Below are 16,897 nucleotides of genomic sequence, written 5' to 3' on the forward strand. Positions count from 1 at the left end.
CCCGATCTTTTCCCAATCTCTGGGTCCTGTGGAGGAACCTTTCTGCGCCGCGGCGTGCGCGGCCGGCGGCCTGTGATCCGGTGATCCAGGGCCCGCAGGATCCTGGGTCGCCGGGATCCCTGCATCACGGGATCCTGTCAGGGTGTGGCGGCGGGCGGGCGCCCGGCCGATCCTCCGGTACGGCGGAACGGCCAGTCGATCAGCCCGCCGGCCCAGAGCGCCGCCCAGACGAAGACCGGCTGAAAGGCGAGCCGCGGCCCGTGATACCACCAGGAATCCGGGATGCCGTCGATATGGATGTGTTCGAAGGCGTGCTTGAGATTCGCCGGGTAGACGCAGACCGCATAGAGCGCGAGGCCGATCGCGGCGGCCCGGCGGAAACGTTCGGTAAGGAGGCCGATCGCCCCGACGATCTCGCACAGGCCGGTGGCCTGGATGACGAGGCGGGGTTCCGGCACCCGGTCGGGCATCAGCGGCAGCATCGCGTCGGTCGCCACGAGGTGGACCACGCCGATGAACAGGTAGATCGCCGCGAGCCCGGTGCGCAGCCGGCGCCGCCCGGTCTCGATCGCCCGATCGGTCACGCGACCAAATCCGCCGCGACGCCGCAGGATCGGGCCACGCGGGCGCGCAGGGCCGCCATGAGGTTCGCCACCGCCGGGTGCCCGGCGCCCGGGAAGGCGGTGTCGCCGATGGCGGTCACGGGGGCCAGGAGCCGCAGGGAGTTGGTCAGGAACACGGCGTCCGCGCCCAGGAACTCGGACAGGCTCAGCGACCGCTCCTCGGCCCGCAGACCGCATCCGGCGGCAAGCTCAAAAAGAATCTCGGCCCGCACGATGCCGGCGAGCACGCCGTCGTCGAGCGGCGGCGTCACCAGGGTGGTGCCGAACAGGGCGAAGAGATTGCCGGTGCCCGCGCAGGCGACGTGCCCCCGGGTGTTGCAGAACAGCGCCTCGTCGAAGCCGGCGGACGCGGCCTCCCGGGCGGCCAGCACCGCGTCGCCATAGCCCAGCGTCTTCAGGCGGCTGGCGGGGGAGGTGTCGTTGCGGGCGATGGCGGTCGGCCACAGGCGCAGGGGCGCGAAGGCGACGGCCCGGGTGCTCGGGGCCGCGGTGGCGAAGAGCGTCGGGCGCGGGTCCTCCGGCGGCTTCAGCCCCCGCGGGCCGGAGCCTCGGGTCAGCGTGGTGCGGATCGCGAGCCGCTCCCCCTGCGCCGCCAGCGCCCGCATGGCCGCGCGGATCCGCTCCGGCTCGGCCGGGATGCCAAGACTCTCCGCGGAGGCGACCAGCCGGGCGATGTGGGCGTCCGCGAAGGCCACGCGGCCGGAGAGTGCCAGCGCCGTATCGAACAGGCCGTCGCCGAGCGTCAGGCCGCGGTCGGTGTGGTCGAGGGGGGCCGTGGTTCCGGGCGTGATCGCCCCGTCACGCCACAGCATCGCGGCGTCCCTCCGGCCGCTCGCGCCACGCGCGGGCGAGGTCCAAAAAATTGGCGAACAGGGCGTGGCCGCCCTCGGTCAGGACCGATTCCGGGTGGAACTGGATGCCGTAGGTCGGGTGGGTCCGGTGCGACAGCGCCATCACCTCGCCCTCCTGCGAGACCGCATCGACCGAGAGGTGTTTGTCCATGTCGGGACCGGGATTGACCACCAGCGAGTGGTAGCGCCCGACCGGCATCGGCGCCGGCAGGCCGGAGAACAGGCGCTCGCCGCCATGGGCGATCGGCGTCATCTGCCCGTGCAGCGGGCGCTGCGCCCGCGCGACCGTGCCGCCGAAGGCCGCGCCGATCGCCTGATGGCCGAGGCAGACGCCGAGGATCGGCACCGTGCCGGACAGGTCCCGGATCGCCGGCAGCGAGATCCCGGCCTCCGCCGGGGTGCAGGGACCGGGTGAGACCACCAGGGCCTCCGGCTCCAGCGCCCGGATGCCGGAAACATCCAGCGCGTCGTTGCGCACGACCCGGACCGTCTCGCCCAGCTCCTCCAGGTAGCGGACGACGTTGAAGACGAACGAGTCGTAATTGTCGAGGACGAGGATCATGCGAAGGCCTCGAACACGCGCGCGGCCTTGGCCAGGGTCTCGTCGTATTCCGGGCCCGGCTCCGACAGCAGGGTCACCCCGCCCCCCGCCTGCAGCACCGCCTGGTGCGCGTCCATGAACACGGTGCGGATCGCGATCGAGGTGTCCATCGCCCCGTCGAAGCCGATCCGGCCGATGGCGCCGCAATAGAGTTCCCGGGCATCGCCCTCGATCTCCGCGATGATGTCCATGGCGCGGATTTTTGGGGCACCCGTGATCGAGCCGCCCGGAAAGGTCCCTTCCAGGAGGTCGAGGGCGTCGAGCCCGTCGCGGAGTTGTCCGGTCACCACCGACACCAGATGGTGGACGTTGGCGTAGGTCTCCAGCCCGCAGAGCGTGGGCACGGCGACGCTGCCGGGCTTGCACACCCGCGACAGGTCGTTGCGAAGCAGGTCGACGATCATGACGTTCTCGGCCCGCTCCTTGACGTTGGCCTGGAGCGCCTCGGCGACCAAGCGGTCGGCCTCCGGGTCGTCGAGCCGGCGGGCGGTGCCCTTGATGGGCCGTGTCTCCACGTGCCTTCCGTCGAGGCGGATGAAGCGCTCGGGCGAGGACGAGGCGACGCTCAGCCCCTCGAAGTCCAGATAGGCCCCGAAGGTCGCCGGGTTGGTGGCACGCAGCCGCCGGTAGAGGGCGAAGGGGTCGAAGCCCGCTGGCAACTCGGCGGTGAAGCGCTGGGCGATGTTGGCTTGGTAGATGTCGCCGGCGCGGATATAGGCACGGACCTTTTCGACAGCATCCTCATAGCTTTGCCGGTCGAAGTTCGAGCGCCACGTGAGTTTTTTTCCGGATTGGCCCGGGGCCTCGGCCGGTTCGCTGCCGAGCCGGTCGGCGAAGGCGGCCAGCCGCGCCTCGGCGCGGGCCTGCCGGGCGGCGGGCTCAAGTTCGGGGAAGCCGGTGGCGACGAGGCGGGCGGTGCCGGCGGCCTGATCGATCACCAGGGCCGTGTCGTAAAGGTTCAGGGCGATGTCGTCGGTGAGCCCCGCCCGCCGGGCCGGAGCTGCAACCCGCTCCAGGGCCGCGCCGAGATCGTAGGCGAAGTAGCCGATCACCCCACCCGGGAAGGGTTCTTCCGCACAGGGCTCGATCCGGTAGGGCGCGAGGCAGGCGCGCAGGGCCGCGAACGGGCCGCCCGGCACCGGCGCGCCGTCCAGGGTTGCCTGACCATCGCGAAAACGGAAGCGCGCGAACGGGTCGGCGGCCACGATCGCATAACGCCCGAGCGGATCGTGCCGCATGGCGCTGTCGAGGAAGGCGAGCCCCGGCAGGGACCGCAGCCGGGCGGCGGCCGCGACGGGATCGATGAAGGGGATCTCTCGGGTCCACATGACCGGGTTCGGGGCCGTATCCTCTGGCTGGGCGTCATGCTGCCGTCGCACAGGCGATGCCGCGGGGGAAGCGGCAGTTCCACGCAGGCACCGCCGCCGGGTGCGGGCGGGGCCTGCTCCGGACGCACGATCCGCGTTGTTCATACACCCGTGTCGGACACGGACGCCGCCGACGGAACGCGACAAACCCCTCTCTCGTGCGGAGCTGCGATCTCACACGTTTGGATCTGACACCGCGGGTCTCCCTCCCCCCTCTGCGGGGAGGGAGAGAAGCGGAGGCCTTCACGTGAGTTCTCATGCTGATGTGGGCTCTGAGGAATCGTGCGCAAGCCGCTGCACAACAGCCAAGGTTCGGGTTTTATGACGCCTCGCACCGGTGGCTGACCACCCCTGCGGCGGCCGGTCTCGCGCGGGCGGCCTGGAACGGTTATAGGGGTGCGATCCCGAATTCTCGTCCTCGCGCTCCGTGTGGCTGTCTCACCGGCCATACACGCGGGCGGCGTCCGACCCGTCGAATGCGCCCATGACCGCCACGCCCGCCCCTGTCCCGCCGGCTCCCAAAGCTTCGGCCCCAAAAATCTCGTTCGTCTCGCTGGGCTGCCCGAAGGCGCTGGTCGATTCCGAGCGGATCCTCACCCACCTGCGCGCGGAGGGCTACGAGCTGGCCCGCCGGCATGACGGCGCCGACGTGGTGATCGTCAACACCTGCGGCTTCCTCGACTCGGCCAAGGCGGAGTCGCTCTCGGCGATCGGCGAGGCCATGGCGGAGAACGGACGGGTGATCGTCACCGGCTGCATGGGCGCGCAGCCGGAGGAGATCCGCGAAAAGTATCCCGATCTCCTCGCGGTGACCGGGCCGCAGGCCTACGAGTCGGTGGTGGCCGCTGTCCACGAGGCGGTGCCTCCGGCCCACGACCCGTTCCTCGACCTCGTGCCGCCGCAGGGGATCAAGCTCACCCCGCGCCACTACGCCTACCTGAAGATCTCGGAGGGGTGCAGCAACCGCTGCAGCTTCTGCATCATCCCGTCCTTGCGCGGAAACCTCGTCAGCCGCCCGGCGGCCGACGTGCTGCGCGAGGCGGAAAAACTGGTGAAGGCCGGCGTGAAGGAGCTGCTGGTCGTCAGCCAGGATACCAGCGCCTACGGCGTCGATATCCGCTATGCCGAGAGCCCGTGGCGGGACCGTCAGGTCCGCGCGAAGTTCTACGACCTGACCCGGGAACTCGGCGAGCTCGGGGCCTGGGTGCGCCTGCACTACGTCTACCCCTATCCGCACGTGGACGAGGTCATCCCGCTGATGGCCGAGGGCAAGGTGCTTCCCTATCTCGACATGCCGCTCCAGCACGCGAGCCCGTCGGTGCTCAAGCGGATGCGCCGGCCCGGCAACCAGGAGCGCCAGCTCGACCGGATCCGCAGCTGGCGGCAGACCTGCCCGGACCTCGCGATCCGCTCGACCTTCATCGTCGGCTTCCCCGGCGAGACCGAAGCCGAGTTCGAGGAGCTGCTGGCCTGGCTGCAGGAGGCCAGGCTCGATCGGGTCGGCTGCTTCGAGTACGAGCCGGTGGCGGGTGCCACCGCCAACGCGCTGGGCGACCTCGTCCCGCCGGAAGTCAAGGCCGAGCGCAAGCGCCGGTTCATGGAGGCGCAGAACGGCATCGCGCTCCGGCTGCAGCGCGCCAAGGTCGGCAGGCGGCTTCCCGTCATCGTCGATGCCGTCGAGGGCGGGACCGCCAGGGGCCGGTCCAAGGCCGACGCGCCGGAGATCGACGGCACCGTCCATGCCGCCTTCCGGCGCCCGGTGCGGGTCGGCGACATCGTCACCGTGAAGATCGACCGGGCCGAGGCCTACGACCTCTACGGCAGCGTGGCTTGAGTTAAGGCGGTGTGGAACGCGCCCAGGCGGCCTGCCAAATCATTCGTGCACTGTCGGCTGCGTGCTGGGGGTGTCCGGCGTGGCTGACGCGGATCTCTTCTCGATGTCCTGCGCACCACCGCCCTTCAGCCTGCGTCCGCCGGTAATGAGTTGCCCGACAATGCCGATCGAACCGACTCCGAAGGCGATATAGGCCAGCTCTTTCGCACCGAGATAATACATCGTGCCTGAGAAGAGCAGGATGCAGACGAACGCAAAGAGACCGTAGCGACGTCCCTCGCGAACGGATCCAAGATCCTCCTGCGCCAGCGTGCCGATCAGGCTCAGCTCGGCCTCGCGCAGAGCGATCTCACGCTTCTCGATCTCGTGCGTGTGCCGGATGGTTTCCGTTGCCGTCTGCACGATGAGAGCGGCGGAGCCGGGAGCGAGTGCCTCGATCTGGCGGATCACGTCTGGATGCGGGTACGGGCTGATGTAGCGCTCGACGACGGCGCCCACGCGCGTGACGACTTCCTGCTTCTTCTGCACGGGAAGGGAGGTGCCGCTGAGGGCGCGCTCCATTTCCTCGCGAATGCCTTCTCGGACTTCGTGAACAGTCGTCACCCGCGTCCGCTCATGATCCTTGTCGCGAGCCATCGTGCGGCCGGGTCTGATTCTTTTCAGGATTGATACGGTTCGTGCTTCGTGGCCGAACGCGCGGCAGGGTGAACGATCCCGGCGTCGCCCCGCGTACCATGCATCCGGCTGATCGTAGTTGCTGCATCAGCCAATGCCTGTGCGAGATCCATCGCATCCCGGCGGGATCCGGCGTTGCTACGGTGGCCGCCCAGGAACTTCAGGCGCACGCCGTCATGTCCGACCTCGACAAAGTCATCCAGAAGCCGGGATTGGCCGTACAGCATGCCCGGGCCCGATAAGCCTTGCAGGACGCCCCGCCAGAAGGGCCGCGACTTCAATCCCGACACCGGCATCTCCTGAACACTGACACCATGGTCCGGCCGATTGGACGAGCCATCGACGGGATCGATTCTTCAACGGCAAGCCATTCTGAAAGGTATGCGGCCCGGCAAATTCCGGCAACTCGCGGAAGCGGCGACCAGGTCTCGGAGCGTGTCGGCCGAGCCTCCGGGATGTGCAACGACATGTTTCATGTGAACGGTTGGAGCGTCGCGGCTTGACCCGGCCGTTTCCCACCTGCATCCGGAACAGAGCGGGAACTCGCGGCGGATCTCCGAGGCGGCGATGGATCCGGAGGTCGCGCTCCGAAAGATCATCCATATCGACATGGACGCGTTCTACGCCTCGGTGGAGCAGCGCGACGACCCGTCCTTGCGTGGCCGGCCGCTCGCGGTCGGCGGCTCGAAGGAGCGGGGCGTCGTCGCGGCGGCGAGCTACGAGGCCCGAAAATTCGGCGTCCGCTCGGCCATGCCGTCGGCGACCGCGCGGCGGCTCTGCCCGGATTTGCTGTTCGTGAAGCCGCGCTTCGAGGTCTACCGGGCGGTCTCGGAGGAGATCCGCGAAATCTTCGCCCGGCACACGGCCCTGATCGAGCCGGTCGCCCTCGACGAAGCCTATCTCGACGTCACCGAGAATCTCCTGGGCCTTCCGACCGCGACGGCCGTGGCGAAGGCGATCCGGGCCGAGATCCTGGAACGCACCGGGCTCATCGCCTCGGCCGGGGTCTCGTACAACAAGTTCCTGGCCAAGGTGGCGTCCGACCACAGGAAGCCGGACGCCCTGTTCGTCATCACCCCCGCCATGGGGCCGGATTTCGTGGCCGAGCTGCCGATCGGCCGGTTCCACGGGGTCGGCCCGGTCACTGAGGCCAAGATGAAGCGGCTCGGGATCCACACCGGGGCGGATCTGCGCGCCTGGACGCCGGAGCGCCTGCGCGAGACCTTCGGTTCGGCCGGCGCCTACTATCACGCGGTCGCCCGCGGCATCGACGACAGGCCGGTGCGCGCCCACCGGGTGCGCAAGTCGATCGGGGCGGAGACCACCTTCTCGGACGACACCGCCGCCTTCGAGGTGCTGGCCGCCCGGCTCGCGCCCCTGCTCGACAAGGTCTGGGCCGGGGCGGCCGCCAGGGGCCTGCGCGGCCGGACCGTGACCCTGAAGCTCAAGTTCTCGGATTTCGCCCAGGTCACCCGGGCGAAGTCGCTCGTCGCCCCCGTGCCCGACCGGGCGAGCCTGGAACGGATCGGCCTCGACCTGCTCGCCGGCCTGTTTCCTTTGCGGCGTAGCGCGCGGCTGATCGGCGTGTCGCTGTCGGGTTTCGCGCAGGGGGAGGAGGCGGGGTCGATGCAACTGGGGTTAGAGCTTTAGTCACATAATCAATTTTAGGTTAAGAGTCTTATGCTGCGACGCAGCGCCTATTGTGCGATGCCGCACTTTCGGCTCGGCGGGGCCCTCCCAGATTGAGGGCACGGCGCGCGGCACCGTACGGACGGACGCCGCCGGAACAGAAGGACCCTCCCCATGTCGAACCCTGCTTCCCTGGTCGCCGCCTGCGCGCTGGCGCTGACCCTCTCGGCCGGTGTCGCCCGCGCGGATGGCACTTCCGCCTTCAGCGCCTCCGACACGGCGCTGCTGATGGGCAACACGGCGAGCCCCGGCCGCCTTTACGTGCCGACCCCCAGTGACGAGGATCGGAATGTCACCGGTTCCATTCCGGCCGCCGCGCCCGCCCCGCACGGGCATAAGGCGCCGGCCCGCACGCCGGTCCGCTGAATGAAACCGCAGGCCCGGGCGCGCGTCCGCGCTCGGGCCAATGTGCGGTCGCTAACCCTCAGGCGTTCTTGCGCGGCCGGTGGTCCGGGTCGATGCCACCATCCAGCTTCGTCTCGTTGTCCACGTCACCCTCGAAGGTCGAATCCGCCTGCAGATCGGCGGGATCGGCGCCGCTCATGCCCTTCGAGGTGCCGATGCCGGGATTGCCCTTGAGGTCGGCATCCGTGGGTGTCTCGGTCTTGAGGTGCTTGTTCGACATGCTGGCTCCTGTCGGATGCTGGAGCCGGGCCAACGCATCGCGGCCGTGAAGTCTCCCGCCTGCCGTGCGGCGGTTCGCCTCCCCGGGGGCTCAGCCGATCTCCGCCGCCGCGATCCGGCGCACGCCCGCGGCCTCCATCCGCGCCCAGGCCTGCGCGAGCGATCCCTCGACATCGATCCCCCGCACTGCGTCCGCCACCACGAGGGTGTCGAAGCCCGCATCCCGTGCGTCCAGCGCGCTCCAGGCGACGCAGAAATCCGTGGCGAGGCCGCACAGGACGAGGCGGGTGATCCCGCGCTCCCGCAGAGCCCCGGCAAGCCCGGTGCGGGTGGTCCGGTCGGCCTCCAGGAAGGCCGAGTAGCTGTCGACGCGGGAATCCAGCCCCTTGCGGATCACGAGCCCCGCCCGGTCGGTGGCCAGCCCCGGCGCGAAACCCGCGCCCGCGCGGCCCTGGACGCAGTGCCGGGGCCACAGCACCTGCGCGCCGTAGGGGAGCGCGACCGTCTCGAAGGGCACCTTCCCGGCATGGTTGTCCGCGAAGGAGACGTGGTCGGCCGGGTGCCAGTCCTGCGTCAGGGCGACGTGCCGGAATTTCTGCTGGAGCGCGTTGACCGGCCCGATCACCGCATCGCCCTCCGGGACGGGCAGCGCCCCGCCCGGCAGGAAATCGACCTGCACGTCGATCACGAGGAGCAGGTCGGCGGGGCCTGGTGTCACGTTGCGGGCCCTACGGCAGCATCACGGTCGAGCCGGTGGTCTCCCGGCCCGCGAGGTCGCGATGCACCTGCTGCGCCTCGGCGAGCGGGTAGGTGGCGTTCACCGCGATCTTCACCGCGCCCGCGCGCACCACCGTGAACAGGCGGGCCGCCGCCTCCTCCAGGGTGGCGCGGTTCGACGAGAAGGTCGCGAGCGTCGGGCGGGTCACGTAGAGCGAGCCGCGCGGGGCGAGCAGGCCGAGGTCGAGGCCGGTGATCGGCCCGGAGGCCGAGCCGAAGCTCGCGAGCAACCCGAGCGGCGCGAGGCTGTCGAGCGAGCCCATCAGGGTCGCCTGTCCGACGCCGTCATAGACCACCGGCACGCCCTTGCCGCCGGTGATCTCGCGCACGCGCTTGGCGACATCCTCCTCGCGGTAGAGGATGACGTGGTCGCAGCCGTTCTGCCGGGCGAGCTCGGCCTTCTCGGGGCTGCCGGCGGTGCCGATCACCGTGGCGCCGAGGTGCTTGGCCCATTGGCAGGCGATCAGGCCGACGCCGCCGGCGGCGGCCTGCCACAGGATCGTGTCGCCGGGCTTCACCGCGTAGGTCCGGTGCAGCAGGTACTCGACGGTCAGCCCCTTGAGCATCATCGCGGCGGCGGTCTTCTCGTCGACGCCCTCGGGGATCGGCACGGCCGCGGAGGCCGGGATCACCGGCTCCTCGGCGTAGCAGCCGTCCGGCACGGAGCCGTAGGCGACCCGGTCGCCGGGCTTGAACAGGGTGACGCCCTCGCCGACCGCCGTGACGGTGCCGGCGCCCTCCTTGCCGGGGGTGAAGGGCATGTGCGGGGACTTGTAGGCGCCGGTGCGGAAGTAGATGTCGATGAAGTTGACGCCGATCGCCGCCTGCTTGACGCGGATCTGCCCGGGGCCGGGCTCGGCCAGGGGCACGTCCTCGAAGCGCATCACCTCGGGGCCGCCATACTCGTAGACCCGGATCGCCTTCGGCATCGTCGTGCTCCCGCTCGCCGCCCCGTCCGGGGCGTTGGCCTTTCGAGATAACGATGCGTCGGCCGGAGGCAATTTCTTTTTCTTCCCTGAACTCCCGCGCTTCGGTGCCTCCGGGGTCGGATGCTGGATCCGGGGCGCCCGGCCGCCTATCTTGGCGTGAACGCCCGCCCCTCCGACCGGAAGGTCCGAAAAATGTCCGGCACCACCCGCACGAGCGCCGATCTCGATCCGCGCCGCCGCCGCCTCCTCTACCGCGCCTGGCACCGGGGCATCCGCGAGATGGACCTGATCATGGGCCGCTTCGCCGATGCCGAGATCGGCGACCTGTCGGAGGCGGAACTCGACCAGTTCGAGGCGCTGATCGAGGTGCCGGACCGCGACCTGTTCAAGTGGCTCACCGGCGAGGTTGAGACGCCGTCGAACTACGATACGGCGGTCTGGCAGCGCGTGCGCGCGTTCCACCGGCACGACGCGCCGATCCATTCCTGAGAGAGCCCGCCCGAATGCCCGACATGGACGAACCGAAGCCCGCTTACGACCACCCGGCCCGGTCGGTCGCCACCGAACTCGTCGTGCGCATCATGCTGGAGATGATGGAGCGCTCCGATCCGGCGCTCCGCGCCGAGATCCTGCGGCAGGCCACGGCCCGGGCCGGAGCGATGACCGAGCACATGCCCAACGCGGAGTATTTCCGCGGCCGGGTCGAGGCCGCACTGGCGGAGATCGTCGGGCCGGACGCGTGAGGGGTTTTCCGCAACGCTGACCGGGATCGCGGCCGGGCGGCCGGGTTCCGGCGCAAACCGCCGGAACTCAGGGCCTCGCCGGCACGCGTCATCGCGGGCGCAATCCCGGCCCCGATCGGGGGCCGGGAAGGCCCGCCGCTCAGCGCGCCTCGCTGACCCGCTTGGTCGCCCGCTGCTCCTTCTTGTAGGCGGTGATCGCCGCCGAGCAGTTGGGGGAAAGATTTTTCAAATTGGCTTTGAAGCAGGCCTCGACCTCCGGGCCGCCCGGCGCGTAGGCGCTGCAGTAATCCATGTAGTCGCCGGTGCAGTATTGCTTGAGGGCCTCCCGGGCCGGGGATTGCTCCGCGCGTGCCGCCACGGGACCGAGGATGGGGCCGAGGCAGAGGCCGATCGCCAGCAGGGCCGTCTTGGTCGAAGTCATGGACATCCTTCACGCGTCCAGGCCGCGCGCATACGGCGCGCGGCGATGGGCAGGGCGGATGGGCGCCAAGGATGGCGTCACCATGACACCTGGGCGGCGTGCATGCAGATCAGCCATGTCCGGCACCGGTAGGTAGACCCATGCAGGCCTCAATGCGCCCCGACGCGCCGGGCCGGCACGAGGTCGTTGGCGATGATCTCGCCGAACGGGCCGTCGTTGCGGGCGTTCGTCGCCGGGCGGCCCGTGGTGGCGCGCAAGGGCAGCTTCGGGAAGACCAACTCGGCGAAGCGGTAGGCCTCCTCCAGGTGCGGGTAGCCCGAGAGGATGAAGCGGTCGATCCCGAGATCGATGTATTCCTTCATCCGGTCGGCCACCTGATCGGCCGAGCCGACGAGCGCCGTCCCGGCGCCGCCGCGCACGAGGCCGACGCCGGCCCAGAGGTTCGGCGAGACCACGAGCTTGTCGCGGCGGCCGCCATGGAGGGCCATCATCCGGCTCTGGCCGACGGAATCCTGGCGCTTCAGGGTCTCCTGCGCCTTGGCGATGGTGGCGTCGTCGAGCTTGGAGATCAGCGTCTCGGCCGCCTCCCAGGCCGCGGCTTCCGTCTCCCGGGCGATCACGTGCAGGCGGATGCCGTACGAGAAGGTTTTTCCACGTTCCTCCGCGGCGCGGCGGGCCGAAGCGATCTTCTCCGCGACCTGGGCCGGGGGCTCGCCCCAGGTCAGGTAGACGTCGCAATGCTCGGCCGCCACCGCGATGCCGGCCGGCGAGGAGCCGCCGAAATAGAGCGGCGGATAGGGCTTCTGCACCGGCGGGTAGATCAGCCGGCCGTTCTCGGCGCGCAGGTGCTCGCCTTCGAAGGTCACGGTCTCGCCCGCCAGCAGGCCGCGCCAGATCGTCAGGAACTCGTCGGTGACGGCGTAGCGCGCGTCGTGGGACAGGAACACGCCGTCGCCCGCGAGCTCCACCGGGTCGCCGCCGGAGACGACGTTGATCAGCAGGCGCCCGTTCGAGATCCGGTCCAGCGTCGATGACATGCGCGCCGCCGCGGAGGGCTCCATCAGGCCCGGCCGCACCGCCACGAGGAAGCGCAGGTTCTTCGTCAGCGGCGCCAGTGCCGAGGCGACGATCCAAGAATCCTCGCAGGACCGCCCGGTCGGCAGCAGCACGCCGTAATAGCCGAGGTCGTCCGCGCCCTGCGCGATCTGGCGGAGATAGCCGAGCGAGACCTCCCGGGCCCCCTCCTGCGCGCCGAGATAGCGGCCGTCGCCGTGGGTCGGCAGGAACCAGAGGACGTCGGCGCGCCCGTCTTGCGGTGCAGTCATCGGAGTCTTCCTTGCTGATCGAAAGTCAGAGGTTTCGAAAGGTCGAGACCTTTCGCGGGTGCAGGGCAGCGCCCCGCGATCGGGGCTCCGCCCCGATACCCCGCCAAAGGGCTCGCCCTTTGGGAACCCGGTTATGCGGGCGTCTCGGAGCCGCCGAGCAGGTGATCGAGGATACGGCCTTCGAGGCGCGCGAGATCCGGGTCCCCGCGCCGGCGCGGGCGCGGCACGTCGACCCGCAGGTCGAGGGCGATGCGGCCCGCCTCGACCACGAGGATCCGGTCGGCCAGAGCCACCGCCTCGGCGACGTCGTGGGTGACGAGGAGCGCCGTGAAGCCCTGCGCCCGCCAGATCCGCTCGATCAGGTCCTGCATGCCGATGCGGGTCAGGGCGTCCAGCGCCCCGAGCGGCTCGTCGAGGGCGAGCAGGCCCGGCCGGCTCACCAGCGCCCGGGCGAGCGCCACGCGCTGGCGCTGGCCGCCCGAGAGGGTCGCGGGCCATTGCCCGGCCTTGTCGGACAGGCCGACCTCGGCGAGCGCGGCCAGCGCCCGCTCCCGGCGCTCGGCCCGGGTGCCCTGGCCGGAGAGACCGACCGCGACGTTGTCGACGACCCGCGCCCAGGGCAGCAGCCGCGGCTCCTGGAACATGATCCGCTTCGGCGGCTCGGAGCGGCGGGGGGAGCCCTCCGGCCCCTCCAGGTCGATCCGGCCGCCGGTCGGCGTCTCCAGGCCGAGGATCAGGCGCAGCAGGGTGCTCTTGCCGCAACCGGACCGGCCGACCACCGCGGTGAAGCCACCGGCCGGCAGGAACAGGTTCAGGCCCTCGATGACCGGATGGCCGTCGAAGCTCTTGTGCAGGTCGCGGACGGTGACGGCGATCCCGCGCCGGCCGGACTCCGCGGGCTGGCGCGCGGGGGCGGAACTTCCGGTCTGCCGCGCCTCGGCGACCGGATCGGAAAAAGCCTCGCGGCGGACGGCGTCGAGCAGCATCAGGCGCTCCTGTAGGCGGGGTTCCAGGCGAGGCAGGCGCGCTCGAGCTGGCGGGTCAGGGCGTCGGCGAGCTTGCCGAGGGCGGCGTAGATCAGGATCGCCAGCACCACGACGTCGACCAGCATGAACTCGCGGGCCTGCATGGCCATGTAGCCGAGCCCGGACGAGGCCGAGATCGTCTCGGCGACGATCAGGGTCAGCCACATGATGCCGAGCGCGTAGCGCAGGCCGACGAAGATCGACGGCAGGGCGCCGGGCAGCACCACCCGGGTGAACAGCTCCGTGCGGGACATGCCGTAGACCCGGCCCATCTCCATGAGGCCCGGATCCACCGAGCGGATGCCGTGCAGGGTGTTGGCGTAGATCGGGAAGAACACGCCGAGCGCCACGAGGAACAGTTTGGCCTCCTCGCCGATGCCGAACCACAGGATCACCAGCGGGATCAGCGACAGGTGGGGCACGTTGCGCACCATCTGCACCGAGGTGTCGGTCAGCCGCTCCGACAGGCGCGACAGGCCGTTGGCGAGGCCGAGCGCGAAGCCGATGCCGCCGCCGACCACGAAGCCCGCCAGCGCCCGCAGGGTGCTGACCCCGAGATTGGTCCAGAGCTCCCCGGTCCGCCCGGCCTCCCAGCCGGCCCGGACCACGTCGAGGGGCGCCGGCATGAACCGGTTCGAGACGAGGCCGGCCGAGACCGCGGCCTGCCAGCCGAGGAGGATCGCGGCCGGCAGCAGCCAGGGGATTGCGGTGTCGCGCAGGCGGTCGCGCTTGGAGGTGGTCATCAGCGGTTGGCTCCCTGGGCCTCGGCCTGGCGCTCGGGCGGCGTCCAGACCGCGTCGGCGACCCGGATCGGCTTCGGCAGGAGGCCGAGGCCGTGGAAGGCATCCGCGACCTTCTGCTGGTCGGCGATCACCGTCGCGTCCAGCGGCGCGACGCCGTAGGACAGGCGGCCGAGCGCGACGCTGAGCACGGGCGCGGGGATGCCCACCGAGGGGGCGAGTTCCGCCGCCACGGTGTCGGCATGACCCTCGGCCCAGGCATCGACCGCGCCGATCGCCTTCAGCACGGCCGAGACCACCTCGGGGCTCGACTCCGTGAAGCCGCGCCGGGACAGGTAGAACTGGCGATTGGGGGCAACCCCCTGCCCGTCCGCCAGGACCCGGGCGCCGGTGGAGCGCTCGGCGGCGGCCTGGAACGGGTCCCAGATCGCCCAGGCATCGACGGAGCCGCGCACGAAGGCGGCGTTGGCGTCGGCCGGCGCCAGGAAGGCGAGCTTCACCGCGTCGTAGGGCACGCCCGCCTGCTCCAGGGCGCGCACCAGCAGGTAATGGACGTTCGAGCCCTTGTTGAGCGCGATGGTCCTGCCGCGCAGGTCGGCCACGCTGCGGATCGGGCTGTCCTTCGGCACCAGGATCGCCTCGCCCCGGGGGGCCGGCGGCTCGGTGGCGACGTAGCGCAGCTCCGCGCTCGCGGCCTGCGCGAAGATCGGCGGGGCCTCGCCGGCCGAGCCGAAATCCACCGCGCCGGCGTTGAGCGCCTCCATCAGCGGCGGCCCGGACGGAAACTCCGACCACGCCACCGTGACGCCCAGCGGCTGCAGCGCCGACTCCAGGCTGCCGCGGCCCTTCAGGAGCACGAGGGAGCCGTATTTCTGGTAGCCGATCCGGATCGTGCCGCCCGCCGCGCGGGCCGGGCGCAGGGCGCAGGCCGCCGCGAGGCCGAGACCGGCCGACAGCAGCAGGCGGCGGTTCGGGGCGAGGCCGGCGGGGCGCCGCAGGGGCAGGGTACGGGACGGGCGGTCGGTCATGGATCTCAGCCGTTGCGGGCGGGGGGCGCCCAGACCGCGTCGGCGATCCGGACCGGTTTCGGGATCAGCTTCAGGGCGTGGAACCGGTCGGCGACCTGCTGCTGCGCGGCGATCACGCGCTCGGTCATCGGCCCGATCATGTAATCGGTCCGGTCCACCGCCCGGCGGGTCGCGGCGAGCGGCACGCCGGTGCCCTGCGACAGGAGTTCGGCCACCGCGCCGCGGTTCTGCGTGCACCAGGCCGCCACCTCGCCGAGGGCGTCGATGGTCGCGGCGAGCACGGGTCCCCGGCTCTCCGCGAAGGGCCGGCTCGCCAGGAAGAAGTTGTTCTGCAGGGCGATGTCGGCGGCGCGCGTCAGCACGCGCACCCCCTCCCCGGCCTCGGCGATGGCGAAATACGGGTCCCAGATCGTCCAGGCATCGATGCTGCCCCGGGCGAAGGCCGCCGCCGCGTCCGCGGGCGCCAGGGTCACCGGCTCGATGTCGGCATAGGTCAGGCCCGCCTTCTCCAGGGCCGCGATGGTCAGGTTGTGGGCGCTCGACGCCTTGGCGAAGGCGACGCGCTTGCCCTTGAGGTCGGCGAGGCTGCGGATCGCCGAGCCCTTCGGCAGCAGGATCCCGATGCCGGAGCTGCCGGATTCCTGGGCGGCCGCGTAGACGAGGTTCGAGCGCGCGGCCTGGGCGAAGATCGGCGGCGCGTCGCCGGTCTGGCCGAAATCGATCCCGTCGAGCGACAGGGCTTCGAGCAGCGGCGGCCCGAACGAGAACTCGACCCAGCGGACCGTATGGCCGAGGGGCTCCAGCCGGCGCTCGATGATCCCCTGCTGCTTGGCGACGACCAGGATGCCGTTCTTCTGGTAGCCGATCCGGAGGATCCCCGGCTCGGTGGCGTGGGCGCTCCGGGTGACGGCGAGGCCTACGGGAAGCGCCGCCAGGGCGGTGAGCAGGCTGCGGCGGTCGAGCATCGGGGAACTCGCTCTGAGACTTACTCGGCGGCCGCGAGGGCGACCGGGGCCACGTCTTGGACCGCGCCTTGGACTGCACCTTGGGCCGCGCGGTGGGCCAGCAGCGCCGCGAGCTGCCCGCCCGCCTCCACGGCCCGTGCTTGCACCCCCGCCTCCGCGAGCACGCCCGCCTGGAAATCCGCGTCCGAGGCGTAGACCGCGGTGGGAATCTGGAGCGCGCCGAAGAAGCCGAAGAGCGGCCGGAAGGCGTGCTCCACCACGAGGGCGTGCCGCGCCCCGCCGCCCGTCGCCACGATGGCCACCGGCTTGCCGGCGAGCGCCCCCGGATCGACGAGGTCGAACAGGTGCTTGAACAGGCCGGTATAGGCGCCCTTGTAGACCGGGGAGCCGACGACCAGCCCGTCCGCCGCCTCGATCGCGTCGAGCAGGGCGCGGGCGGCCGGCGTGAGCTGATCACGGGTCCAGGCGGCGCCGAGGCCGGGTCCGGCATCGACGAAGTCCAGAACCCGGGCGTCGAGGGGGCCTCGAGCGCTGGCTTCGCGCAGCACGGCATCCACCAGCGTGCGGGTCTTGGACGGCCGCTGCAGGTTCGCGCTCAGCCCGACGAGTCTCGGTCGTGTCATGCTTCAGGTGCCTTGCTCGGTGCCCATGGGGGAGGCGCAGGGCGCCGGTCGAAACGC

The 16,897-nt window shown here is 71.0% G+C and carries 21 protein-coding genes; 5 read left to right on the forward strand and 16 right to left on the reverse strand.

Annotated elements, in window-relative coordinates:
• Positions 1-137: 137 nt before the first annotated feature.
• The 4 genes from FVE89_RS21480 to pabB are packed head-to-tail and all read right to left on the reverse strand — an operon-like array spanning position 138 to position 3,403.
• Entirely contained in the window at positions 138-584 is a 447-nt protein-coding gene (locus tag FVE89_RS21480; RefSeq protein WP_160536308.1) for a DoxX family protein, read from the reverse strand.
• Positions 581-1,435: an aminotransferase class IV gene (locus FVE89_RS21485; RefSeq protein ID WP_160536309.1), complete on the reverse strand. Its 855-nt coding sequence runs from the start codon at positions 1,433-1,435 to the stop codon at positions 581-583. Before FVE89_RS21485 ends, FVE89_RS21480 begins: the two co-directional genes overlap by 4 nt.
• The gene (locus FVE89_RS21490; RefSeq protein WP_160536310.1) at positions 1,422-2,036 is read right to left on the reverse strand and encodes an aminodeoxychorismate/anthranilate synthase component II; all 615 of its coding nucleotides are present in this window, start codon (positions 2,034-2,036) and stop codon (positions 1,422-1,424) included. The genes FVE89_RS21485 and FVE89_RS21490 overlap by 14 nt, the downstream gene beginning before the upstream one ends.
• Positions 2,033-3,403 (reverse strand): aminodeoxychorismate synthase component I, encoded by a 1,371-nt coding sequence (gene pabB, locus FVE89_RS21495; RefSeq protein ID WP_160536311.1) that lies wholly within the window; start codon positions 3,401-3,403, stop codon positions 2,033-2,035. The genes FVE89_RS21490 and pabB overlap by 4 nt, the downstream gene beginning before the upstream one ends.
• Before the next feature lie 523 nt (positions 3,404-3,926).
• Here pabB and rimO point away from each other — a divergent pair.
• Positions 3,927-5,276: a 30S ribosomal protein S12 methylthiotransferase RimO gene (gene rimO / locus FVE89_RS21500; protein WP_160536312.1), complete on the forward strand. Its 1,350-nt coding sequence runs from the start codon at positions 3,927-3,929 to the stop codon at positions 5,274-5,276.
• A 39-nt stretch (positions 5,277-5,315) separates the two neighbouring features.
• On the opposite strand, the gene FVE89_RS21505 is transcribed toward rimO, so the two are convergent.
• On the reverse strand, positions 5,316-5,912 hold the full coding sequence (locus FVE89_RS21505) for a hypothetical protein (RefSeq protein WP_160536313.1): 597 nt from the start codon (positions 5,910-5,912) through the stop codon (positions 5,316-5,318).
• A 23-nt stretch (positions 5,913-5,935) separates the two neighbouring features.
• Entirely contained in the window at positions 5,936-6,241 is a 306-nt protein-coding gene (locus FVE89_RS21510) for a hypothetical protein (protein WP_160536314.1), read from the reverse strand.
• Between the two features lie 277 nt (positions 6,242-6,518).
• Here FVE89_RS21510 and dinB point away from each other — a divergent pair, with 277 nt between their 5' ends.
• Together dinB and FVE89_RS21520 are read left to right on the forward strand one after the other, a co-directional pair.
• Entirely contained in the window at positions 6,519-7,601 is a 1,083-nt protein-coding gene (gene dinB, locus FVE89_RS21515) for a DNA polymerase IV (RefSeq protein ID WP_160536315.1), read from the forward strand.
• A 153-nt stretch (positions 7,602-7,754) separates the two neighbouring features.
• Entirely contained in the window at positions 7,755-8,006 is a 252-nt protein-coding gene (locus FVE89_RS21520; RefSeq protein WP_160536316.1) for a hypothetical protein, read from the forward strand.
• 58 nt (positions 8,007-8,064) lie between these two features.
• Here the strand turns inward: FVE89_RS21520 and FVE89_RS21525 are convergent, their stop codons facing one another.
• The 3 genes from FVE89_RS21525 to FVE89_RS21535 all read right to left on the reverse strand — a co-directional run bounded on the left by FVE89_RS21525 (position 8,065) and on the right by FVE89_RS21535 (position 9,970).
• Entirely contained in the window at positions 8,065-8,265 is a 201-nt protein-coding gene (locus FVE89_RS21525) for a hypothetical protein (protein WP_160536317.1), read from the reverse strand.
• A 90-nt stretch (positions 8,266-8,355) separates the two neighbouring features.
• Positions 8,356-8,982, reverse strand: coding sequence for a bifunctional nicotinamidase/pyrazinamidase (gene pncA, locus FVE89_RS21530; RefSeq protein WP_160536318.1), 627 nt, complete (start codon positions 8,980-8,982; stop codon positions 8,356-8,358).
• A 10-nt stretch (positions 8,983-8,992) separates the two neighbouring features.
• On the reverse strand, positions 8,993-9,970 hold the full coding sequence (locus FVE89_RS21535; RefSeq protein ID WP_160536319.1) for a quinone oxidoreductase: 978 nt from the start codon (positions 9,968-9,970) through the stop codon (positions 8,993-8,995).
• A 192-nt stretch (positions 9,971-10,162) separates the two neighbouring features.
• On the opposite strand from FVE89_RS21535, the gene FVE89_RS21540 reads away from it, so the two are divergent.
• Both FVE89_RS21540 and FVE89_RS21545 read left to right on the forward strand, forming a co-directional pair.
• Positions 10,163-10,459 carry a succinate dehydrogenase assembly factor 2 gene (locus tag FVE89_RS21540; protein ID WP_160536320.1) on the forward strand — a complete coding sequence of 99 codons (297 nt, stop codon included), beginning with the start codon at positions 10,163-10,165 and terminating at the stop codon, positions 10,457-10,459.
• Positions 10,460-10,482: 23 nt separating this feature from the next.
• Entirely contained in the window at positions 10,483-10,713 is a 231-nt protein-coding gene (locus FVE89_RS21545; protein WP_160536321.1) for a hypothetical protein, read from the forward strand.
• A 139-nt stretch (positions 10,714-10,852) separates the two neighbouring features.
• On the opposite strand, the gene FVE89_RS21550 is transcribed toward FVE89_RS21545, so the two are convergent.
• From FVE89_RS21550 to msuE, 7 genes are all read right to left on the reverse strand, one after another.
• On the reverse strand, positions 10,853-11,134 hold the full coding sequence (locus FVE89_RS21550; protein WP_160536322.1) for a hypothetical protein: 282 nt from the start codon (positions 11,132-11,134) through the stop codon (positions 10,853-10,855).
• Between the two features lie 149 nt (positions 11,135-11,283).
• Positions 11,284-12,459: an FMNH2-dependent alkanesulfonate monooxygenase gene (gene ssuD, locus FVE89_RS21555; RefSeq protein ID WP_160536323.1), complete on the reverse strand. Its 1,176-nt coding sequence runs from the start codon at positions 12,457-12,459 to the stop codon at positions 11,284-11,286.
• A gap of 131 nt (positions 12,460-12,590) precedes the next feature.
• Positions 12,591-13,445, reverse strand: coding sequence for an ATP-binding cassette domain-containing protein (locus FVE89_RS21560; protein ID WP_202130979.1), 855 nt, complete (start codon positions 13,443-13,445; stop codon positions 12,591-12,593).
• Positions 13,445-14,227 carry an aliphatic sulfonate ABC transporter permease SsuC gene (ssuC, locus tag FVE89_RS21565; RefSeq protein WP_160536324.1) on the reverse strand — a complete coding sequence of 261 codons (783 nt, stop codon included), beginning with the start codon at positions 14,225-14,227 and terminating at the stop codon, positions 13,445-13,447. Before ssuC ends, FVE89_RS21560 begins: the two co-directional genes overlap by 1 nt.
• On the reverse strand, positions 14,227-15,252 hold the full coding sequence (locus FVE89_RS21570) for a sulfonate ABC transporter substrate-binding protein (protein WP_160536325.1): 1,026 nt from the start codon (positions 15,250-15,252) through the stop codon (positions 14,227-14,229). Before FVE89_RS21570 ends, ssuC begins: the two co-directional genes overlap by 1 nt.
• A 5-nt stretch (positions 15,253-15,257) precedes the next feature.
• Positions 15,258-16,217, reverse strand: coding sequence for an aliphatic sulfonate ABC transporter substrate-binding protein (locus FVE89_RS21575; protein WP_160536326.1), 960 nt, complete (start codon positions 16,215-16,217; stop codon positions 15,258-15,260).
• Between the two features lie 20 nt (positions 16,218-16,237).
• Positions 16,238-16,840 carry an FMN reductase gene (gene msuE, locus FVE89_RS21580; RefSeq protein WP_160536327.1) on the reverse strand — a complete coding sequence of 201 codons (603 nt, stop codon included), beginning with the start codon at positions 16,838-16,840 and terminating at the stop codon, positions 16,238-16,240.
• Between the last annotated feature and the right edge of the window lie 57 nt (positions 16,841-16,897).

Origin of the sequence: Methylobacterium sp. 2A, assembly GCF_009806555.1 — a bacterium.
Lineage (GTDB): Bacteria > Pseudomonadota > Alphaproteobacteria > Rhizobiales > Beijerinckiaceae > Methylobacterium.